Source organism: Acinetobacter sp. ANC 4558, from assembly GCF_002135375.1.
GTDB lineage: Bacteria > Pseudomonadota > Gammaproteobacteria > Pseudomonadales > Moraxellaceae > Acinetobacter.
Window position 1 is genome coordinate 1 of sequence record NZ_NEGH01000003.1, and the last position, 20,533, is coordinate 20,533.

23 protein-coding genes and 1 rRNA gene are annotated in these 20,533 nt (G+C 34.6%); 11 read left to right on the forward strand and 13 right to left on the reverse strand.

Translation table 11 applies throughout. The features are described 5' to 3' along the window. Positions 1-111: 111 nt before the first annotated feature. Both rrf and B9T31_RS04620 read left to right on the forward strand, forming a co-directional pair. Positions 112-226: ribosomal RNA gene (gene rrf / locus B9T31_RS04615) — 5S ribosomal RNA — on the forward strand. A gap of 1,040 nt (positions 227-1,266) precedes the next feature. Then, on the forward strand, positions 1,267-1,581 hold the full coding sequence (locus B9T31_RS04620; RefSeq protein WP_139840898.1) for an autotransporter outer membrane beta-barrel domain-containing protein: 315 nt from the start codon (positions 1,267-1,269) through the stop codon (positions 1,579-1,581). Positions 1,582-1,633: 52 nt separating this feature from the next. On the opposite strand, the gene B9T31_RS04625 is transcribed toward B9T31_RS04620, so the two are convergent. Genes B9T31_RS04625 through B9T31_RS04635 form a run of 3 tightly spaced genes read right to left on the reverse strand, consistent with a single transcriptional unit; the run spans position 1,634 to position 3,391 of the window. Beyond that, complete coding sequence (locus tag B9T31_RS04625) at positions 1,634-2,281, reverse strand: hypothetical protein (protein ID WP_086180798.1); 648 nt, start codon at positions 2,279-2,281, stop codon at positions 1,634-1,636. An 18-nt stretch (positions 2,282-2,299) separates the two neighbouring features. Beyond that, positions 2,300-2,728, reverse strand: a complete 429-nt coding sequence (locus B9T31_RS04630) for a ClpXP protease specificity-enhancing factor (protein WP_086180799.1) — start codon at positions 2,726-2,728, stop codon at positions 2,300-2,302. Positions 2,729-2,740: 12 nt separating this feature from the next. Beyond that, positions 2,741-3,391: a glutathione S-transferase N-terminal domain-containing protein gene (locus B9T31_RS04635; RefSeq protein WP_086180800.1), complete on the reverse strand. Its 651-nt coding sequence runs from the start codon at positions 3,389-3,391 to the stop codon at positions 2,741-2,743. A 223-nt stretch (positions 3,392-3,614) separates the two neighbouring features. On the opposite strand from B9T31_RS04635, the gene B9T31_RS17660 reads away from it, so the two are divergent. Then, positions 3,615-3,803: a hypothetical protein gene (locus B9T31_RS17660; protein ID WP_139840899.1), complete on the forward strand. Its 189-nt coding sequence runs from the start codon at positions 3,615-3,617 to the stop codon at positions 3,801-3,803. A 104-nt stretch (positions 3,804-3,907) separates the two neighbouring features. Here the strand turns inward: B9T31_RS17660 and rpsI are convergent, their stop codons facing one another. Together rpsI and rplM are read right to left on the reverse strand one after the other, a co-directional pair. Further along, on the reverse strand, positions 3,908-4,294 hold the full coding sequence (rpsI, locus tag B9T31_RS04640; protein ID WP_054581151.1) for a 30S ribosomal protein S9: 387 nt from the start codon (positions 4,292-4,294) through the stop codon (positions 3,908-3,910). A 12-nt stretch (positions 4,295-4,306) separates the two neighbouring features. Beyond that, on the reverse strand, positions 4,307-4,735 hold the full coding sequence (gene rplM / locus B9T31_RS04645) for a 50S ribosomal protein L13 (protein ID WP_086180801.1): 429 nt from the start codon (positions 4,733-4,735) through the stop codon (positions 4,307-4,309). Positions 4,736-5,302: 567 nt separating this feature from the next. On the opposite strand from rplM, the gene pdxA reads away from it, so the two are divergent. From pdxA to B9T31_RS04665, 4 genes are all read left to right on the forward strand, one after another. Continuing rightward, positions 5,303-6,271 carry a 4-hydroxythreonine-4-phosphate dehydrogenase PdxA gene (pdxA, locus tag B9T31_RS04650; RefSeq protein WP_086180802.1) on the forward strand — a complete coding sequence of 323 codons (969 nt, stop codon included), beginning with the start codon at positions 5,303-5,305 and terminating at the stop codon, positions 6,269-6,271. A gap of 30 nt (positions 6,272-6,301) precedes the next feature. Beyond that, the gene (gene rsmA / locus B9T31_RS04655; protein WP_086180803.1) at positions 6,302-7,114 is read left to right on the forward strand and encodes a 16S rRNA (adenine(1518)-N(6)/adenine(1519)-N(6))-dimethyltransferase RsmA; all 813 of its coding nucleotides are present in this window, start codon (positions 6,302-6,304) and stop codon (positions 7,112-7,114) included. 2 nt (positions 7,115-7,116) lie between these two features. Next, positions 7,117-7,968 (forward strand): symmetrical bis(5'-nucleosyl)-tetraphosphatase, encoded by an 852-nt coding sequence (locus tag B9T31_RS04660; protein WP_086180804.1) that lies wholly within the window; start codon positions 7,117-7,119, stop codon positions 7,966-7,968. Positions 7,969-8,086: 118 nt separating this feature from the next. Continuing rightward, entirely contained in the window at positions 8,087-8,917 is an 831-nt protein-coding gene (locus tag B9T31_RS04665) for a hypothetical protein (RefSeq protein WP_086180805.1), read from the forward strand. Positions 8,918-8,973: 56 nt separating this feature from the next. Here B9T31_RS04665 and B9T31_RS04670 read toward each other — a convergent pair whose 3' ends face one another. The 3 genes from B9T31_RS04670 to hflX are packed head-to-tail and all read right to left on the reverse strand — an operon-like array spanning position 8,974 to position 11,393. After that, the gene (locus tag B9T31_RS04670; RefSeq protein WP_086180806.1) at positions 8,974-9,654 is read right to left on the reverse strand and encodes an LrgB family protein; all 681 of its coding nucleotides are present in this window, start codon (positions 9,652-9,654) and stop codon (positions 8,974-8,976) included. Between the two features lie 10 nt (positions 9,655-9,664). Beyond that, complete coding sequence (locus B9T31_RS04675) at positions 9,665-10,036, reverse strand: hypothetical protein (protein WP_086180807.1); 372 nt, start codon at positions 10,034-10,036, stop codon at positions 9,665-9,667. A 37-nt stretch (positions 10,037-10,073) separates the two neighbouring features. After that, complete coding sequence (gene hflX, locus B9T31_RS04680) at positions 10,074-11,393, reverse strand: ribosome rescue GTPase HflX (protein ID WP_086180808.1); 1,320 nt, start codon at positions 11,391-11,393, stop codon at positions 10,074-10,076. Between the two features lie 245 nt (positions 11,394-11,638). On the opposite strand from hflX, the gene B9T31_RS04685 reads away from it, so the two are divergent. After that, positions 11,639-12,448: a lysophospholipid acyltransferase family protein gene (locus tag B9T31_RS04685; protein WP_213033221.1), complete on the forward strand. Its 810-nt coding sequence runs from the start codon at positions 11,639-11,641 to the stop codon at positions 12,446-12,448. A gap of 12 nt (positions 12,449-12,460) precedes the next feature. Here B9T31_RS04685 and B9T31_RS04690 read toward each other — a convergent pair whose 3' ends face one another. After that, a complete protein-coding gene (locus B9T31_RS04690) occupies positions 12,461-14,068 on the reverse strand; it encodes a phospholipase D family protein (protein WP_416202519.1) in 1,608 nt (535 codons plus the stop codon). Between the two features lie 126 nt (positions 14,069-14,194). Between B9T31_RS04690 and B9T31_RS04695 the strand changes: the two genes are divergently transcribed. Continuing rightward, positions 14,195-15,205 (forward strand): metallophosphoesterase, encoded by a 1,011-nt coding sequence (locus tag B9T31_RS04695; RefSeq protein ID WP_086180810.1) that lies wholly within the window; start codon positions 14,195-14,197, stop codon positions 15,203-15,205. A gap of 60 nt (positions 15,206-15,265) precedes the next feature. Here B9T31_RS04695 and B9T31_RS04700 read toward each other — a convergent pair whose 3' ends face one another. Together B9T31_RS04700 and trhA are read right to left on the reverse strand one after the other, a co-directional pair. Continuing rightward, positions 15,266-16,579 (reverse strand): MFS transporter, encoded by a 1,314-nt coding sequence (locus B9T31_RS04700; protein WP_086180811.1) that lies wholly within the window; start codon positions 16,577-16,579, stop codon positions 15,266-15,268. Positions 16,580-16,724: 145 nt separating this feature from the next. Next, positions 16,725-17,372, reverse strand: coding sequence for a PAQR family membrane homeostasis protein TrhA (gene trhA / locus B9T31_RS04705; RefSeq protein ID WP_086180812.1), 648 nt, complete (start codon positions 17,370-17,372; stop codon positions 16,725-16,727). A 105-nt stretch (positions 17,373-17,477) separates the two neighbouring features. On the opposite strand from trhA, the gene B9T31_RS04710 reads away from it, so the two are divergent. Then, positions 17,478-18,701, forward strand: a complete 1,224-nt coding sequence (locus B9T31_RS04710) for a class I SAM-dependent methyltransferase (RefSeq protein WP_086180813.1) — start codon at positions 17,478-17,480, stop codon at positions 18,699-18,701. A 12-nt stretch (positions 18,702-18,713) separates the two neighbouring features. Next, the gene (locus B9T31_RS04715) at positions 18,714-19,136 is read left to right on the forward strand and encodes a GNAT family N-acetyltransferase (protein WP_086180814.1); all 423 of its coding nucleotides are present in this window, start codon (positions 18,714-18,716) and stop codon (positions 19,134-19,136) included. A 51-nt stretch (positions 19,137-19,187) separates the two neighbouring features. Here the strand turns inward: B9T31_RS04715 and B9T31_RS04720 are convergent, their stop codons facing one another. After that, positions 19,188-19,475: a hypothetical protein gene (locus B9T31_RS04720; RefSeq protein ID WP_086180815.1), complete on the reverse strand. Its 288-nt coding sequence runs from the start codon at positions 19,473-19,475 to the stop codon at positions 19,188-19,190. 291 nt (positions 19,476-19,766) lie between these two features. Then, complete coding sequence (locus tag B9T31_RS04725; RefSeq protein ID WP_086180816.1) at positions 19,767-20,492, reverse strand: FadR/GntR family transcriptional regulator; 726 nt, start codon at positions 20,490-20,492, stop codon at positions 19,767-19,769. Positions 20,493-20,533: the final 41 nt, after the last annotated feature.

Sequence of the window (20,533 nt, forward strand, 5' to 3'; positions counted from 1 at the left end):
GAACAAACTAATTAAACTCAGATATCTCTGTTAATAACTCTTTTGACCAAGCAACGGCACGTAGTGTAGAAATACAACGAATAAGACCAAATGCAAAGTCATAACAGTTGTGCTGGCGACAATAGCAAGAGTGAACCACCTGATCCCTTCCCGAACTCAGAAGTGAAACCTCTTTGCGCTGATGGTAGTGTGGGGTTACCCATGTGAGAGTAAGTCATCGCCAGCTCATTAATCCTAACCCCCTTAATCAACAGATTAAGGGGGTTTGTTTATGGAATATTGAGAATTAAAGAGAATAAATAGAGAAAATAAAAACTATATTTTACTAATTAATCAGTTATATAAGAATGAAAAAAGGGGAAATGATGAATAAAAATAATATATTTAAATGGTTAATATTAAAGAGTATTAGGAATATATGCTAAGGTTTAGTAATGGTTAATAATAATTGTATTAATGTACTTGGTAATTGCACTGTATCTAAAAATAGCACCAATAATTAATTATAAATACAGCACTAAATAATTTTGGCTTTGTTGTTGATAGCATGAATATTGATAAAAGAATTAACAACAACATTAAAAGAAACTTTTGGAATTATCCAGAGAGGTTTTCCTTAATCAAATTTAAATGCATCAGGGAGGATGATAAATCTTACACTTGTAGATATTCCTGTACAGAAATTAAAGCAGCTAAGGAAGCAATACAGATTGGAGCTAAGCAACATATAGGTAATTGTCACAAGGTTTAATAATTTAATAATAAGACTCAAACAGATACATCTAGTTTAATTCAGCTGTTAGGTGGAGTAAAAATCATTAATTTACTGCCCGTAGAGATTGATATTTCTTTGATTGTGAATATTGGTGATCATAAATAATAGTTTTTGGGTGTGATGCGGGATATAAATATCATCATAGTAAAACTAATTCAAAACTAACTGAATATCAATCATTAGCTAAAAGGTGTGATCATAGTATTGGGCTTTATGGTATGTGGTATGAAAACTGTTGAGAACATAAAGATTGGTCTATAGATATATGGTTTCATTGAAATTATCTAAAGAATAAACTAGAAACTGTTCATCAAGGAGTATTAAGGCATCGGCTGTCTGGAGTTAATGCTTCGGTAGAAATTGGCATGAATCATTTTAATAATAATCATTCTGTGAAAAAGTGGTAAATTCAGCTATAAATCCAATCGGTTTATTGAAAGATACGTGCAGATAATTTTAAAGAGCTATAAAATATAGGTGCTCATTTGGGTTTGGCAAAAGTACAAAGTCCTATGAGTTTGAAAACTTATTTCGATATACTAATATCTCAAAGTAATACTAAAATAATGTGTTATAAATCCTACTTTTCAGTAAATTGGATTTATAATATAGAACCTTATGCTGTCAAAATAAATGATATCTTATACTCTCTATCAGGCACACAAGATTTGGTGGAAATAAAATTGGGTGTTGAGGGGAAAACCAGTCAAAAGAATAATCTTTTGTTCAATGCTGCTTATATAAAAGGAAGTTATGACATCAAATATATCAAGAAAGTATGGGGTAGAAATATTATTTTAGAATGAGTTATATGTGCTAAAAGTTAAAAAACCGCTCAAAAGCGGTTTTTTATATATGTTATGCAAATACATTACATAATGCATTGGCAAGAATCCATAGTATTGCTAATGCAACAAGAGGTTCTACAATTTTAGCCCATGTAGGTTCTTTTGTTTCAGTTACTTCATCTGTAACAACTTGTGTTTGATCTTGAGTCATCATATGGTTAAATTCCTTCATTGTCTCTTCTAATGATATCTCTTCTACATGATTAGGTTTAGTCCCTAACAGTTCTACTAGCTTATTTGTTGTCCAAACCCAATCATTTGCTAATCCTGAGAGGTATTTAATCTGACCTAATAATAGTTCTTTAATACCTGCAGTCCCTAAACTACCTGTTTCATCTAATTGTTTTAATTCCATCAATTGTAGAGACAGAATTTCACTTAAAGACCATTCTAAATCAGCTGGGTTAAGTGCAGATTCATTTGAATAAGATGTTGTCAGGTGACGAGAAACTTCTTGAATATATAAATGATTGAGTTGGTGAATTTCTTTATATAAAGTACTTTCATCTTCTTGTAGAAGGATGATAAGACGACCTAATATTAAGCAATTCAGTTCTAGAATATATAAATCTCTTTGATCAGTTTGATATTGATTCAAAAGTTGCGGCTTTTGAATTTTTATTTGATCATTAAAATAGTGAACTAAATCAAAAGCCATTTATATATGCTCCATTTTTTAATCTAATAATCTTAAATTTGATTTCTTTTTAGCAGTTTTAACATCTTCTTTCTGTTCCGATTCTAATTCAATTTGTTCAGCATTGATATCTTCATATTCAGAAGCATCAAAAAATAATCCTTGACCATTTTCACGTGCATAAATACCTAATAATGCTCTAAATGGAACATAAATATCTCTTGAAACACCACCAAATCTTGCTGAAAAAGAAATGGCTTCTTGATCCATAGAGAAGACATGTACTGCATGTGGAGCAATGTTTAATACAATTTGTCCATCTTGTACGAATTGTTCAGGAACAGATATATATTTTTGTGTTGCATCTACCATGATATGGGGCGTAAGGTTGTTGTCACAAATCCAGTCATAAATTGCACGTGCTAAATATGGGCGGGTAGGGCTTAAAGTCAAATCTTGATCAGACATAAGAAAACTCGATTAGTTTGAAATATATTTTGCATATCTATTTTTTTCTTGAATTGTTAAAGATTTCAAAAAGGCAGGGCGATTGAAAATACGTTGACAATACAAGTGAATAGGGCGGCAATGCTGAGCAGGTAGATCAATATGCATTACTTTTAATCTTAGGAAAATAGGTGCAAGCATGCAATCTAAAATTGTAAATTGCTCTGACATAAAGTATGGATAGTGTTGAAATAATGGAGTAAGAGAAATTAATGTATCTCTGAGCTGTTTATGTGCTACTTTTTGGGCATCTTTGTTCAGGGAGTCTGGATGGCATAAAAGTGTTTCTGCAAGCTTAAGCCAGTCATTTTGTAAACGCCAAATATATTGACGTTGTTCTGCACGAGGCATTGGTGCATCTGCATAGAGTTTATTTTGACGATATCGATCATCTAAGTATTCAGAAATAATTGCAGTATTAAAAAGTTTTAATTCATTTTCTATTAATGTTGGAAGTTGATTGTATGGATTGAGACTTGCGAGATCTTCATCTTCATCCTCAACCAAAATAAGATGATGTTTAATCTGTTTTTCAGCCAGAATATAACGAATCCAGTGTGAGCGTAAGTCATCAACATGACTATAAAGCGTAATTCCTTGAAGAGGAGCGGTTTCGACAGCCATATTCCGATGCAATAATAAATGTATAAGATAGAATACTAAACTTAGGCAATAAAATCACGGATTCAATGAACTCATTGGTAAATGAATGAATAACGGAATTGAATTGATTTGAATATCGGATATTTTATACACAATATATATCCTGTTAAAACATATACTATTCATTGTATTCACAGTTATTTTTATAGAACCAATTTATGCCTATTCAAGTTCTGATAAAGCATTGATACGTCATCGTGTCGTACAGGTTAATGATGAATGTATAGAAGGCGATCCTTGCCATGTTCTCACGGATACATGTAATGATGAAGAGAGTATTGCCTGCTATCCTAGTGATAAGTATGGTGGTTATATTGCAGATGAATACAAGTTACGCTTTATCACGATGGTTCAATTGCGATGGAACATGTAAAAATAGGTAAAATATGCGATGGATCAATATCAGATTATGAATTTTTTGCACCATTAAAAAAGCCTTGGAAAATCCAAGGCTTTTTGTCCGATTCGATAAACGAATTAACGTTTAGAGAACTGAGGACGTTTACGAGCTTTACGTAAACCAAGTTTCTTACGTTCAACTTCACGAGCATCACGAGTAACGAAACCAGCTTGACGAAGAGCAGGTTTTAAAGTTTCGTCAGAAGCGATCAATGCACGAGTAATACCGTGACGGATAGCGCCTGCTTGACCACCAATACCACCACCTGCAACAGTGATGTAAAGGTCGTATTTTTCAGTAACTTCTAAAAGCTCTAAAGGTTGACGAACAACCATACGAGCAGTCTCACGACCGAAGTATTGTTCTAAAGAACGGTTGTTAATTACGAGTTTACCAGTACCAGCTGATAGGAAAACACGTGCAGTTGCGGTCTTACGGCGACCTGTACCATAGTTAGTAGCCATGTGCTGTATCCCTTAGATGTCCAAAACTTGTGGCTGTTGAGCTGCATGTGGATGCTCAGTACCAGCGTACACTTTCATTTTTTTGATCATTGCATAACCAAGAGGACCTTTTGGTAACATACCTTTAACAGCTTTTTCTAAAACTGCTTCAGGTTTGTGTGCGATTAACTTTTCAAAGTTAGTTTCGCGGATACCACCAGGGAAACCAGTATGGCGATAGTATTTCTTATCAAGTGCTTTGTTACCAGTCACATGAATTTCTTCAGCATTAATTACAACGATATAATCGCCAGTATCAACGTGAGGAGTATAAGATGTTTTATGCTTACCGCGTAAACGACGAGCGATTTCAGTCGCAAGGCGACCTAAAGTTTTGCCAGAAGCATCAACAACATACCAGTCGTGTTGAACTTCAGCAGGCTTAGCGCTGAGAGTTTTCATTAAACCACTACCTATTATAGTTGGTTTGGACTATGGAATCTGTCCAAACTAAAGGAGTGCGAATTCTAGCGGATTTTCACTAGAACCACAATCGAAATATAGATTTTCCAATGCAATATTTTACAGGAAAAGCGTATGAATAGAAAGCAATGCTTAAGAATGAGAAAAATCTGACAAATTTAAGACGCTTTATCGTAATAATATGTTTGGACAATAGGTCATCTATAAATTGAAATTAGAAAATTGACCGATCAAATTTAAAATCTCATGTGTTAATTAATAGATATATCATTCTTTATTTGTATTTTATCAAGGGAGATATGACGCTGAAGATGAGTTAAATCTAAAGGTGGTTTTACATGATCTATAAAATACCATCATAAAACTCAGTTTTTAAGATCTTATTTTTTGATTTAATTAATGATTGATCATTCAGTATTTTAGCAAATAATGTGATCAGTTGATTCATTTAATTCCTATTCAGATAGATGAAATTAATCTCAAAGAAAGCTGATCTTTCAAGTTGAACATTTTATAATAAAATACTTTATGTCAATTGAGTCGGATATGCTGCCTTTATATATTACCAGTGGTGAACCTGCAGGAATTGGTCCAGATATTTGTTTGAGCTTGGCAGATCGGGTCGATAAACGACCTATTGTTGTTTTAGCAGATAAGAATTTATTAGAACAACGTGCTCAATTATTAAATTTGCCGATTCAATTGATTGAATATCAAGGTCAGTCATTTTCTTCGGAGCAGGGGCAGCTTTATATTGAACATTTACCCTTAAATCAGGACGTTGTTTTAGGTGTACTTAACCCTCAAAATGCAAATTATGTACTTGAGCAATTACGACGTTCTGCTGAATATGCAATGTCGGGAAAAAGTGTAGGGGTTGCCACGGCTCCTGTACAAAAATCTGTAATTAATGAAGCTGGTATTGCATTTAGTGGACACACTGAGTTCTATCAAGAATTTGCGAATGTTGCCAGAGTTGTAATGATGTTGGCAACAAAAAAACTACGCGTTGCATTAGTCACAACGCATTTACCACTCCGTGCTGTTGCAGATGCGATTACCGCAGAACGCTTACATCAAGTGATTGATATTTTATTACATGATTTAAAATCTAAATTTAAGATTGAGCATCCACGTATTTTAGTCTGTGGTCTGAATCCACATGCTGGAGAAGATGGGTATTTAGGCATGGAAGAAATAGAGGTGATTAATCCAGTACTTGAAAGTTATCAAGCACAAGGGATAAATATAAGCCTGACTTTACCAGCAGATACATTATTTACACCTGATCATTTAAAAGATGCAGATGCTGTTTTAGCGATGTATCACGATCAAGGTTTACCTGTGTTAAAATCACAAGGTTTTGGCGAAGCGATCAATATTACTTTAGGTTTACCTTTTATTCGAACGTCAGTCGATCATGGTACCGCACTCTCTTTAGCGGGCAGTGGGCTGGCAAAAAGTTCAAGTTTACACGTTGCTGTAGATTTAGCCTTAGATTTAGCACGTCAATGATTTTATCTTATTTACACGTTGGAAATGTTTATGTATCAGATTAATGCCTTAAACCCTAAAGATGAAGGGCATCATACACGAAAACGATTTGGTCAGAACTTTTTACATGACCAACGTGTCATTGCGAAAATAGTCCGTTCAGTCAACCCAAGATCAGGCGAGAATATTGTCGAAATTGGTCCAGGTTTAGCTGCACTGACTTCTCCTTTAATTGGGGAGTGTGATGCTTTAACGGTCATAGAGTTAGACCGTGATTTGGCAGCTGGGTTACCTGGTCGAGTTCCACATCCAGAGCGATTAACGATTATTGAAACCGATGCTTTAAAATATGATTTTACAGCACTATTTGAAGATGGTCGCCCACTGCGTGTCGTTGGAAATTTACCTTATAATATTTCAACCCCTTTACTTTTTCACCTCTTAACGTTTGGTGATAAAGTAAAAGATATGCATTTTATGTTACAAAAAGAAGTTGTTGACCGTATTACTGCGGTACCGAATACGAAAGAATATGGTCGTTTATCTGTAATGATTCAGTATTTTTGTAAACCCACTTTTTTATTTGAGGTTCCACCAGGATCATTTAACCCACCTCCTAAAGTCACGTCGGCAGTATTTCGTTTAGAGCCGTATGATACGAAGCCAATTATTGCAAAAAATGAAAAAGCATTGGCACGCTTGGTTTCACATGTTTTTACACAGCGTCGAAAAACCTTGCGTAATAGTCTTAAAGGAATGATAGTCGAAGATGGTTTTGAAAAAGCGGGTGTAGATCCTATGGCAAGACCTGAGACTTTAACATTGACTCAATTTGTTGCGCTTTCTGATCAAATGGTGGTTTAAAAATGTCTCGTACCATTCGATATAATTATGTGATTGGTGACGTTCAAGGCTGTTTTGAAGCATTAAAAGCATTGTTAAAAGAAATTCAGTTTGATGCTGATCAAGATTTTATTTGGTTTTCAGGAGATCTCGTTGCACGTGGTGAGAACTCTCTTGGTGCATTACGATTTATCAAAAAACTCGTTGATAGTGGTGTTGCTGCAACCGTACTGGGAAATCATGATCTAACTTTACTTGCTGTTGCACGTGGTATTAAAGCACCGAAAGAAAAAGATCATATTACAGATGTTATTCATGCTTTAGAAAGTGATGATTTGATTGATTGGTTACGTAAACAACCACTCTGTTTATTTCCAAATGAACAGACGATTTTAACGCATGCAGGTATCCCATTGAATTGGAGTGCAGTGCAGACAGCAGAGCGAGCGAAGGAGGTTGAACGGGTTTTATCTCATGATGACTTTACGATTGTCGATGCATTCTTAAGTGAGATGTACGGCAAAGAACCAACTTTATGGGATGATCGTTTAGATGGAAATGCACGGTTACGATGTATTACCAATTATTTAACACGTATGCGTTTAACTGACCAAGATGGGCGTTTAGAATTTAGCTTTAAAGAGTCTTTAAATGACCCAATGCCTAAAGGTTTTAAACCATGGTTTAAGTTTGATTCCAAAACAGCAAAGACACATCACATCATTTTCGGACATTGGGCTGCACTTCAAGGCAAAACAATTTCAGCCAATATTCAAAATGTGGATGGAGGCTGCGTTTGGGGACAGCAATTGTTGGCTTATCGTTTAGAAGATAAGCAGCTATATTCAGTAGATAATCCAGTCATATCTAGATAAAGCACTAAATAAAAAACCACTGAATAGTGGTTTTTTATTTTCAAAAACATATATTTAAATTATTATATAAATAATAAAAAATTAAAAACACAATAATGTGAATCGAGGAAAATTATAAATGTTAGAAATTGAAAAGCTTAAGGAAATTTACCCACTTATTGTGACCCCGAGTCATGATGGAAAATATTTTAATAATTATTTAATTTCAATTTTAAATTTACAAAATATTGCGATGAAAATTGGTATGCCACTTCAGTTTTATTTTATGCAAGGGGAGAGTTTAGTTACGCGTGCTAGAAATAATTGTGTTGCTGCATTTCTAGAAAATCAAGAATGGACACATTTATTTTGGATTGATGCCGATATTGGATTTAGCATTGAGAGTGCTTTAAGGCTACTTTTATCAGACTACGATATTGCTGCGGGTGTTTATCCTCTAAAAAAGGAGATTTGGCCAACAGAGGGATTACCAGCACAGATGAAGCAAGAAGAGTTTAATACGTATTATCAGAAATATACTGTGAATGCTTCAGGAGAAGATCGTGTTGAGATTAATATTGGTACAGATGGTTTTATTGAAATGGGTGAAGCACCTACGGGTTTTATGCTGATTAAAAGAGCTGTTTTTGAACGAATGATGGTTGCTTATCCAGAGTTAAAGTATGTACCAGATTCTATTGGACATAAGGATAAGGGTTATCATTTTCGGTTTTTCGATGTGATGGTTCATCCAATTTCTAAACGTTATTTATCAGAAGATTATGGTTTTTGTTATTTATGGGAAAAACTGGGTGGGAGGATTTATATTGATGGCAAGTCAGACCTAAGTCATCAAGGTTCAAAGCTTTATCATGGAAATTTTGCAGAGTCACTTAAAGTCAATTTAACCAATGCAATTGGTGCAAAGGAAGGTTTAGAAATGAAAATTTCAGGTTTAGACTATTTATGATCAAAGGCTGTAATCAACAATTGATCATAAATAAATCACGTTAAAGCTATCATATTTTAAGTGGGTATGCTTCTTAAATATAAAATAAAAGTCGGAAGCCAAATTGCAGTAAATACTGCATTAACTGCCATGCCAAATGCTGCATAACGCCCTGCGATACTGCCTCGTTGCCATGCTTGAGCAGTACCGATGGCGTGCGCTGCTAAACCTAATGCTAAACCAGAAGCACGTTCATCATTAATTCTTCTGAGTATCAACGGTGAGAAAGCCGCACCAATAACACCAGAAAGAATCACAATTAAAATGACCAGACTGACTTGAGATTCAAGCAAGGTCGCAATATTAATTGCAATCGGGGTTGTAACTGCACGTGTAGCGAAAGCAAGAATATCTGGGCTCGACATATGTAATAAGTAGGCAAGTCCCATTGGAAGTGCAACAGCACTTATACTTGCAAAAACTAAAATGCTGATCATGATTTTTAGTGGCAAATCATCATAACGCATTGTCGCGAGTGGAATGGCTAAAGCTACTGTGACATATCCTAATAAGCGACTAAATAAGGGGTCTGTTTGACTCATATATTCTTCATATGAAATGCCAAAACAGAATAATAAAATAAGAACAAAGAACATGCTAAAAACAAGAACAGGAACTTGAGGGACTTTTTTATTACATGGTTTAGCCAGTAAATAAGCAATCAGTGTGATGATAAAAGCATATATAATCGAAAGCACAATGAATCTCCTATAACCAACGTTTCGCAATTTTTGCGTAAATCCATAAGGGGATTAATGTACTAATAAATAAAACTGCTAAGAATGTTGGTATTTTTTCACCCATATGAACCAACATAATGAGAGAACCTGCACTAATCGGAAGAAACGCGAATGCACTTTCTTTCATTATTTTATTATTAGTTTCAATTAAACCCGTTGGAATATGTCCCAATATTCGCCATAGAAATAAAACAATAAGTAAGCTCATTAAACCGACTAAATTACCTAATTCTGGGTGTGAAAATTGGGTCATGATCCATAATGCACCTTCCCTGAATGCAACAATAAGTACTAAGGTTGCAATCCACATACGCCAATCTATATGTTTAAGCCAGTCCATGATTTTGTAAAAGTCTATTTATCAAGTTTTGAACAATTTAATCCTTGAGTTCAAACTCTTCAAGTACTGGTTGGAAATTTTTTGCTTTTTCACCCAATATTTCGTCTAATGGTAAATGTAATTTTTTTATCAAATGTTCAATTTTATGAGGGGCCATGATGACCTCTATATGTAAATTTCCCTCGTCATCATACTGTTCAGATTGGATGACATTTAAGGCATAAAGTTGCGTACGAAGTTTACCATATGCTGGTTTAAGACACAGATTAAAACTTTGAATTTGCCCCATTAAGCTCTCATGAACTGCTTGGCGTAATAAGTCTAATCCTTCTCCTGTATGTGCTGAAAGATAGACTCGATCTGGTTGGTGTTCTTTAGCATAAATGATTTTAGCATTTTCATGGCTTTGATCAATTTTGTTATACACTCGAATGATAGGAACATCTGCACCAATTTCGGACAAGACTTTATCAACGGCTTCAATCTGTTCTAACATTTCAGGACTACTGGAGTCGATAATATGTAATAGTAAGGTTGCTTCTAACGTTTCTTCGAGCGTAGCCTTAAATGATTCAACTAATGAGTGCGATAAATTTCGTACAAAACCAACGGTATCTGCCAATACGAGCGATCCAATACCATCCCAATCTAAACGTCTAAGTGTTGGGTCTAGTGTGGCAAAAAGCTGATCTGCAGCATAAACATCACTTTTGGCTAAAATATTAAATAAGGTTGATTTTCCCGCATTGGTATAACCGACAAGAGATACGGTTGGAATGGCTGCTTTTTGTCGAGCGACTCGACCTTGTTGTCGAGTTTGACGAACCTTATCTAATTTAGTTTTTAATTGTCCCATGCGAATTTTGAGTAAACGACGGTCTGTTTCAAGTAATGTTTCACCAGGGCCTCGTAGTCCAATCCCCCCTTTTTGACTATCTAACGTACCTCGACTTCTAATGAGACGGGAGGACAGATGATGTAATTGTGCAAGTTCGACCTGAAGTTTACCTTCATAAGTACGGGCACGCTGAGCAAAAATATCTAAAATAAGTTCTGTTCGATCAACGACACGACACTTCATTATTTTTTCTAAGTTACGTGCTTGGGCAGGAGTAAGTGCATGATCAAAAATAACTAGATTTGCTTCTAACTCTTCGACGAATAAGGCAATTTCTTCAGCTTTCCCTGAGCCTACAAATAGTTTTGCATCAGGTCTGATTTTATGGACATATAAATGTTGAAGAATTTCAGCACCCGCAGATTTCGTCAGTAGCGCAAACTCATCAGCATCTAAATCTTCTAAACTTTGAACAGAAACACTGACTAAGATGACACGTTCACCATCTGTTTGTTGCATTACGTTGACCACTGCGGTGTTGCTCCAATTATAAAATATCTATTTTAGTGTAATCATATTCATGATATAGAACTTTCTTCATCGATAATTGATTAAAATGATTTTATTTAATGACGCATTCATAATTTTTTGATACACATACTCAGTTTTTATCTGCAATGTAAGTGGATAGAGAACAGGATAAAATGAAAATAAAAACCATTGCAGCAAGATTAACTTGATGCAATGATCATTAATGAATAAATATGGGCTCTAAAATATTGACAATGAATAGCGTTTCAAAATTTTTTTTATATTCAAAAAAAATAGTTGCGGTCATGAGTGCCGTCTTTCAAGGATTTTACTTGGTCTTTAGATATCGCCTTTATCAAGACAGTAATAATCCTAAAAACACGAGATATGTACAATATTTCTGTCGTCGTCTATCTAAAGTTTTTAATATTGAAGTTCAGGTTCATGGCGAAATTCCAAGAACACCTGCTTTATGGGTATCGAATCATATTTCTTGGTTAGATATTGCTGTATTAGGTTCAGGTGCGCGAGTATTCTTTTTAGCAAAAGCAGAAATTGAACAATGGCCGTTGCTTGGTAAATTAGCCAAAGGTGGTGGTACTTTATTTATAAAAAGAGGCTCTGGGGATTCAATTCGAATTCGAGAACAAATTGCTGGTTTTTTAAAACAAGATATTCCTGTTTTATTTTTTCCAGAAGCAACAACAACAGACGGTTCAAAAGTTAAAAAGGTGCATGGTCGTATCTTAGGTGCTGCAATTGAGGCACAAAAACCAGTGCAAATTTGTCTGATTTGTTATGTAAATCAAAAAGGAGAATTAGACTTAGTTTCACCATTTATTGGTGATATTACGTTTATGCAACATGTGAAAAATGTAATTGAAATGCCACAGGTTACTGCACATTTAATGGCATTACCTCATATTTCTGTTGAAGGTCATACAGTAGATACGTTAACCGCATTGGTTCAAGAGAAAATGGTTATCGGATTGGCTCAATTGCAAAATGAGGTATTACGTGGAAAAAATAATGGCAATTTGTAATGGATACTAATTTTACATGAGACCTTCAATTGGAAGCCATGAGGTGATTTTAAGAAGTGCTTTTTGATACCATTTTAATTTTGGCTCATCGGTGAATGTACGAACTTCACCATTGGGCTTAGGAACTTGCCAGTTAATGTGATGATTTGCATCTAATACCAATTTATAGGCATATTTGGCGAGATGATTATCCATTGTTTCATGGACGCCAGCAGCAAGTTCAGGGCTATCGAGTAGTACACCAATTTCTGTATTTAAATATGAAGATCTTGGGTCGAAGTTGAAAGAGCCAATAAATACTTGCTTTTCATCGATTGCCATTAATTTTGCATGTAAACTAGAGCGACTTAAACCTTTTAGGCTAACTTTTGCTTTTTTAGAAAATTCTTCTATATTCGCATTTAAGTTTTCTTGGTCAGGAGCATATAAAAACTCATAAAGCTCAACATCATTTTCTAATAATTCTTGACGATATTTTGAATAAAATGCATGTACAATCGAAACATCATTTGCTGCAAATGAGTTGGTTAAAACGCGTACTTTTATACCACTTTTAGCTAATTCACTGAGTTTTTGAGTTCCAACCTTCTCTGGAACAAAATAGGCAGAAATAATATCAATACTATGATTTGGTTCTTTTAAATGTTTAAGTAATTGAAAATTTAAATGTTCTTCTTTTGTTGCACGACTTTTAATTTTACTTGGAGAATCTTTTACGACTTCAGCTGTGGTCCAATTGAATTTGATATCTTGATTTAACCATTTTTCAAATGTTTGTGAACGATAGGCTAAATCTAAATAATTTTGTACTGACGCTTCCTGATAGTGCGCGTCAAGCTGTTGTTTTAAGCCGTCATAACGAAGCGGATAGCGTTGATGATCGACAATCTGACGAACAGGGAATGCATAATCATCATTCCAATATTCATCAAATGAGTGAATAATTTCATCAGCAGCTGTTCCAACTAAAAGAATATCGACATCAGAAAATTGATATTTATCACTTAAATTATAATACTGATCACTCATATTACGACCACCAATCAGTGCAATCTGGTTGTCGACAATAAAACTTTTGTTGTGCATACGTCTATTAACACGCTTAAGATCAAGCGCAATATCAAGCAATCTATGTTGCCTAAACCCATAAGGATTATAAAGTTTGACATCAATGTTGGCATGTTGATCGAGAGCTAAAAAAACACCTTCCATTTTTTTTGCATTATTATCATCGATGAGCAAGCGGACTTTTACACCACGATTTGCTGCATTAATAATTGAATATAAAGCCAAAGCACCTATGCGATCATTATCCCAAATATAATATTGTAAATCTAAAGTTTTTTCTGCTTTATCAATCAGATGAATTCGTGTGGAGAGCGCTTCAAGTGGATCATATAAAATATGGTAGCCCGTTAGATCTGGATGCATTTGTCGCAAAGGTTGAATCATTTTTGCTAATGCAGTTTGACTCGTATCAGATTGAAAAGCGTAATGCGTAGGTTGAGCATATTGTTTGGGTAATGTTGAACAGCCTGAAATGCCAAGAACAAGTAAACAACTCAACCATACTGTCGTTGAGCGATGGATATTGATGATCTTAGTGCAATGAAATAACAAATTTAATTCCTTCAGGCAGTTGTTTTTAATCATTAGTACAAAATTAGGTTTGTATCAAACTTTGAGCTGTGAAAAAATAAACAAATCTATCAGCGTACGCCATTTACTAAATGGATGAGATAAATAATGTGGTCATCTAATTCAATCCAATTTTATTTTTATATTGCTTTAGGCATGCTTTTGCTATGGGCAATATCTCAAGCTTGGATGAGCCAGAAAAGAACAGAAACAATCCATCCATTTAAAGCTTTTATTCATTTATTGGCATATTATTTATCATATTTACTCATTCCTATTTGTCTTTTCAGTGCATATGCGGGTTGGATTGGACATTATTCTTTACATGAAGCTCTTTTTATATTCGCGCTGACAGGAATATTGATTTATGCGCGCTTCATCGAGCCGATGTTTATACATGTTAAGCGAACATGCTATCAAATTTACCCTGAAAAATCTTTAGATAAATCAGTTAAAATTGCGCTACTTGCAGACTTGCATGTCGGGCTATTTTCTGGACGAGAACAACAATTAAAGCGAATTGTTAGCAAAGTAAATGAACAAAATCCAGATTTAGTCGTTGTTTCTGGCGATTGGACGTATGAGCCTGAACGTACATTAGTAGATGAATTGGCAATATTAAAAGAAATTAAAGCACCGATTTATTCAGTGAATGGTAATCATGATGAACAATATCCTGGGCCGCCCATTCAAGTGTTATTGGCACATGCATTAAAAGAAAATAATGTGATGGATATTGAAGGAAAAATTGTTGAATTTGATGATTTTCGCTTAATTGGAATTGGTGATTTATGGGCAGGTAAAACGGATATGCGCTTTATGCCCGATTTACCCCAAGATAAACCTTGGATTATTTTATCGCATAATCCAGATACTGTAGATATGGTACCAAAGTTAAATTATAGAGCATTAATGCTGTCAGGGCATACACATGGTGGACAAGTTGAATTACCGTGGTTGACAGATTATGTGATGAAAAAAGTGTCTATTTTAGGTCATAAAAAAGGACTTTACTCACATCAAAATGCGGACGTATTGGTTACGGTGGGGACTGGTATGGTTGGTGTTCCATTTCGTTTTAGAGTTCCTCCGACAATCGATATTATTGAGCTTATTTAGGTTATTAAAAATAAAAAAACCAGCATTATATTGCTGGTTTTTTATTAAAATAGTTGAGTTTTAAACTTGATTATTTACATCATCATTCTTCGTTTCGCGCAGTGCTAAAAAGGCACATAATGAGAGAATTGAGGCTGCTGTTAAATAATAACCTACTGCAGATAAACCATAAGTTGTTGCAAGTTTTGTGGCAATTAGTGGCGCAAAGGAAGCTCCAAAAATTCCAGCAAGGTTAAAGGTTAATGCAGAACCTGTATAACGTACAGAAGTTGGAAAAATTTCAGAAAGAACAGTTCCAATTGGACCATAGGTTAAGCCCATAATCGATAAACCAATGCATAGAAATAAGAATACAATAAAAGTATTACCAGAATCGAGCATTGTTGCGAATACTAAACCGAATAAGGCTGAAACAATACAAACACCAACAGATGTTGCTTTACGACCAAATTTTTCAGCAAAAATTGCAGATAATGGAATAAACGCAGCAAAACAAAGTGTTGCGACAAGTTGTAACTCTAGGAATTCAGAACGTGAATATCCTAATTGAGTTGTGCCCCAGTTTAAAGCAAAAACAGTTGTAAGATAGAAAACAACAAATGTACAAATAGCAGCAATTGTACCTAAAATAAGTACACCCCAATGTTTTACCATAACCTCTTTAAAAGGCACATTGACTTCTTTTTGTTTATCTAAAACCTTTTGGAATGCTGGCGTTTCGTGTAGTTTTAAACGAATCCATAAACCAACAATCACTAATAAAGCACTTGAAATGAATGGAATACGCCAACCCCATGCCATAAATGCTTCTTCAGACATGAAGGCACCAAGCGTAAGGAATGATCCTGTCGCAAGAATAAAGCCAATAGGGGCACCAAGTTGAGGGAACATACCATACCAAGCACGCTTACCTTCTGGTGCATTTTCAGTTGCCAACAAAACAGCACCCGACCATTCACCGCCTAGACCTAAACCTTGCCCTAAACGGCAAAGTGCGAGTAGGAGTGGGGCAGCGATACCAATTTGCGCATAGGTTGGGAGTAAACCAATGGCAACTGTTGATATTCCCATCGTAAGAAGCGCTGCAACCAGAGTTGCTTTTCGCCCAATTCGATCACCTAAATGACCAAAGATTGCAGCACCAATTGGACGTGCAATAAATGCAATTGCAAATGTTGCTAAAGACTGAATCGTTGCAGTGGTTGGATCGGTGCTTGCAGGGAAGAATAAATGCGGGAAAATAATGACCGCAGCAGTTGCATAAATATAAAAGTCGAAAAATTCGATCGTCGTACCGACAAGACTTGCTGTCAGTACACGAAATTTAGAGTTAGTTGCTACAGGTTGATTTGTAGCTGAATTTGCTGACGCCATGGAGGACCTTACACTTACTAAAAATAAAAAATTAGATTTAAAAGCGTAATCTTTTTAAAAAAAGGCGTAATTTTTTAAAAAAACAACGGCAATCTTCTCAAATCAACACGCTTAGGGTCACTAAACAAATCTGTCGAGGAGATGATTAAATCACGTACCAATAAATAGACAGGAATTGTAATCCTGCACCTAAAAGTACAAAAATATGCCAGATAGCGTGCGTATATCTTACTTGTTTTAACGCATAAAACAATGCGCCAACAGTATAAGAAACACCTCCTGCTATGAGTAAGGTTAAACATTGATCAGTTAAAAAGTGTTGCATATCATCAATGATTAATAAAGCTAACCATCCCATAGTTAAATATGCAAACAGGGAGATTTTTTGAAAAGAGTGAATAAAGACTAATTTAAATAATGTTCCAATTAGCGCAATAATCCATAAAGCAACTAGCAAGTAATGCGCTTTAGGCGTTGGAATTGCAATGGCCAGAAAAGGGGTATAGGTTCCAGCAATTAAATAATAAATTGCAGTATGATCTAATTTTTTATAAAAATGCCTCCGATCAGCAGTCACAGACATATGGTAAAGTGCTGAGGCAGAGAATAATAAAATCATACTGAAAGCATAGATCCATAATGCCATCCATTGTCCCCAATGAAGGTAGGATCCTTTAATGATTAAAAGGATACCTGCGATAAGAGACAAGATTGCCCCAATACCATGGCTCCAGTAATTTAATTTTTCTTCTACAACATCATAGTCTTCAAGCAATGGAGCATTATTTTTCATGAAATTTCGCTCATATTAAAAAATATACACCTGTATATTAATTTAATTTTGAATTTAAAGTAAGAAGCTTTAAACTTTAAGGTCAATTTTCTTCAGGTTCATTTCATGTCTCAAATGACTACGCTTACATTACAGGAACAACAGTTTCTAGAAGCCTTTCAGCAAGCAATTGAAACACAAAGCTTTGATAAAATGATTTTGAGCCAATATGAAGGAGAAATAGATAAATTAGAAAAAATGACGTTTAGAGTTATTCAATTGCAAGGTGAACAATATTTAAGTTGTTTGTATAAATACACAACGCAAGATGTAACAAAAAATTATGCCATGACAGAATCTTTTAAGATCGTGAGCCAATTCTTAGCGCAGTGCAAGCAGGGAAACCTATTTACGCAAGCACAAGAATTACAATTGAAAAGGAATAAGAAAAAAGTAATGTTGAAAATGAGCAAAATACAGCAATCAGCTTTACCAAAGAATATAGCGTTAAATGCACATGATCGCACTAAACATCGTTATGTAGATCAAGAAAGTCATTTTTTACAACTTTTAGGCATTACGGATGCGAAAGTTCAAATTATTCCGAGTATGGCGCGAAAATGGAAACAGATTAATAAATTCATTGAAATATTATCGGGTGCCTTAACCCAAATCCAAGCGGAACAGCAAAAATTAAGGATCGTTGATTTTGGTTCTGGTAAAGGTTATCTCACTTTTGCTTTATATGATTATATGGCAAAACAGATGAAAGAACCTACAGTGACAGGGGTAGAACTCAATCCAAAAATGGTTGAATTTTGTCAAAATATTGCCCAGCAAGTTGGATTTAATCAATTGGATTTTTATCAAGGTGATGTCCGAAGTTATCATCCAGAACAATTAGATGTCATGATTGCTTTACATGCATGTGATGTTGCAACAGATTTTGCGATTCATACGGGAATTCGATTAAATGCACAAATGATCATGTGCGCGCCGTGTTGCCATAAAGAACTTCGTCCACAGTTGAAAGCGCCTACAGTATTACAACCAATGTTACAATTTGGGATACATGCAGGACAGCAAGCAGAAATGCTGACAGATACAATTCGTGCCTTATTATTGAAAGCATATGGGTATGAAACAAAAGTATTTGAGTTTGTTGCATTGGAGCATACCAGTAAAAATAAGATGATTTTGGCAACAAAGCGCAAGGATTTTAAACACGCTGATGAACATGTTTTAGAGCAAATTCGAACCTTAAAGCACATGTATGGTATTCAAAAGCACTCTTTAGAATTGTTGTTAAATAATCAATGGGATCAACAAGATATTGGTCGTAAATGTTAAGCGGGAAAAACTGTGACGTTAAAAATAGAGAATGGATCTTGGCAAGATCTTAAAAAATATGCCAAGCCTATTCGAGAAGAAGTTTTTATCCAAGAACAAAATATTGCTGAAGTGGATGAATGGGATGAACTTGATGAGGTAAGTATACATTTTATTGCTTTTGAAGATGAAAAAGCAGTTGCAACGGCAAGATTATTGTCAAATAACAGCATTGGTCGAGTTGCTGTACTTGAAATATGTAGAGGAAAAAATATTGGTTTTAGATTGATGGCAGAAATTATTCAGTTTGCAAAAGAAAACCAACGTCAGTTTCTACAACTTTCAGCACAAGTTTATGCTGTTTCATTTTATGAAAAGTTAGGCTTTAAAATTGAAGGTTCTGATTATTTAGATTGCGGTATACCGCATATTGATATGAAGATGGATCTAAATTAAAAGATGAGATATTGCATCTCATCTTTTCAAGCCTGATTATTAATTAAGAGTTTATGTTTTTTGTTGACCTTTTACATTACTAGATGTTTGAGACTTTTGAATCCCTTTTACATCTTTAGTTGCTTGAGAATGCTGACCTTTGACATCTTTGCCAGCGTGTGACGTATGTTCAGTTTTTACATCTCTTGATGGTTTTGCTTGGTCTTTATGTTGAACAGCAACAGTCGTTGGTTGACCTGAAGCATGCTGTTTTACATCTGTTGGTGGATTTGCTAGCACAGCGCCAGCAAACAGAATAGATGTGAGACCTAAAGCTAAACCTGATAATGTTTTTTTCATTTTAATATCTCATAAGGAGAGTTATTCTCCACGTTAAACACTACGCTTTATTTGTGGATAGATTGTGGATCGTGCATAAAGATTTATTATTAAAAAAATATAACTATGTAGAAATTGTGAAAACTAAAAATGATGATTTGTTATTTAACATTCTGTTTTTATTACAAAATTAAAACAGAATGTTAAATAATCTTGATGACTGTATTTTTATAATTTTTCTATTATTTTAGATATTAAAACTAAAATATTTTTTATAGGGAATATAAGCTTGAGAATTTATGGCGCCATTATTTAAATTTTACGAGAAAAAATATTGATCACATTTTGAATATGCTTTTTCATTGCATTTTTAGCGGCTACAGCATTTTGATTTTGAATGGCAAATAAAATTTCTTGATGTTCAAATTGAGAGCGTAAGGGCATATCTTCTGGGGTATAAAGTGTACGCATGCGACTGAAAATATTGGTGTAATGTTGTCCTAATAAATATTTTAGGAAAAAGCCATATGCATTATTTTGGCTTGCTTCAGCAATTCGAATATGGAAGAGACGATCTCCAATATGATCGGATGATTGATCTAAGTTATCGTTCACATTCATCATGAATGCTTGTTTAATTGATTCTAGTTGCGCTTCTGTCCTATGTTTTGCTGCCAGTTCAGCAAGATAAGGCTCAATATGTAAACGCGCTTCTAAAACCTCAAAAGGTGTAATGAAATCTTCTTCTTTTAAATGAGGCAGAAGAAGTGGATGAATATTTTGGTCTAAATCATTTTGAGGTTGAATAATTTGATCAGCTTGTTCTTTAAGAATGTAAACACCACTACCTAATTTAACTTCAACCATTCCAAAAATTTCTAAAGCAATGATTGCCTCACGGATTGAAGTACGACTGACCCCAAATTGTTGGGCTAAATCGCGTTCAGGAGGAAGTTTGGAACCAATTTGATAAATTCCACTTTTAATATCATCTTGAATTTTATTTACAATATTTTGATAAAGACGAGTTTGCTTCATAAAATTTACTTTTTTAAAAATATTGGTCTTGCCAAAAAAAT

Excerpts from the sequence above, each read along its gene's own strand:
- B9T31_RS04675 (WP_086180807.1), bottom strand. The coding sequence starts at position 10,036 with ATGGACTGGCTTAAACATATAGATTGGCGTATGTGGATTGCAACCTTA.
- rsmA (WP_086180803.1), top strand. The coding sequence starts at position 6,302 with ATGTATCAGATTAATGCCTTAAACCCTAAAGATGAAGGGCATCATACA.
- rpsI (WP_054581151.1), bottom strand. The coding sequence starts at position 4,294 with ATGGCTACTAACTATGGTACAGGTCGCCGTAAGACCGCAACTGCACGT.
- rplM (WP_086180801.1), bottom strand. The coding sequence starts at position 4,735 with ATGAAAACTCTCAGCGCTAAGCCTGCTGAAGTTCAACACGACTGGTAT.
- B9T31_RS04720 (WP_086180815.1), bottom strand. The coding sequence starts at position 19,475 with ATGAAAAAAACATTATCAGGTTTAGCTTTAGGTCTCACATCTATTCTG.
- B9T31_RS04695 (WP_086180810.1), top strand. The coding sequence starts at position 14,195 with ATGTGGTCATCTAATTCAATCCAATTTTATTTTTATATTGCTTTAGGC.
- B9T31_RS04710 (WP_086180813.1), top strand. The coding sequence starts at position 17,478 with ATGTCTCAAATGACTACGCTTACATTACAGGAACAACAGTTTCTAGAA.
- B9T31_RS04700 (WP_086180811.1), bottom strand. The coding sequence starts at position 16,579 with ATGGCGTCAGCAAATTCAGCTACAAATCAACCTGTAGCAACTAACTCT.
- B9T31_RS04630 (WP_086180799.1), bottom strand. The coding sequence starts at position 2,728 with ATGTCTGATCAAGATTTGACTTTAAGCCCTACCCGCCCATATTTAGCA.
- B9T31_RS04635 (WP_086180800.1), bottom strand. The coding sequence starts at position 3,391 with ATGGCTGTCGAAACCGCTCCTCTTCAAGGAATTACGCTTTATAGTCAT.
- trhA (WP_086180812.1), bottom strand. The coding sequence starts at position 17,372 with ATGAAAAATAATGCTCCATTGCTTGAAGACTATGATGTTGTAGAAGAA.
- B9T31_RS04725 (WP_086180816.1), bottom strand. The coding sequence starts at position 20,492 with ATGAAGCAAACTCGTCTTTATCAAAATATTGTAAATAAAATTCAAGAT.
- B9T31_RS04660 (WP_086180804.1), top strand. The coding sequence starts at position 7,117 with ATGTCTCGTACCATTCGATATAATTATGTGATTGGTGACGTTCAAGGC.
- hflX (WP_086180808.1), bottom strand. The coding sequence starts at position 11,393 with ATGCAACAAACAGATGGTGAACGTGTCATCTTAGTCAGTGTTTCTGTT.
- B9T31_RS04625 (WP_086180798.1), bottom strand. The coding sequence starts at position 2,281 with ATGGCTTTTGATTTAGTTCACTATTTTAATGATCAAATAAAAATTCAA.
- B9T31_RS04665 (WP_086180805.1), top strand. The coding sequence starts at position 8,087 with ATGTTAGAAATTGAAAAGCTTAAGGAAATTTACCCACTTATTGTGACC.
- pdxA (WP_086180802.1), top strand. The coding sequence starts at position 5,303 with ATGCTGCCTTTATATATTACCAGTGGTGAACCTGCAGGAATTGGTCCA.
- B9T31_RS04685 (WP_213033221.1), top strand. The coding sequence starts at position 11,639 with ATGGGCTCTAAAATATTGACAATGAATAGCGTTTCAAAATTTTTTTTA.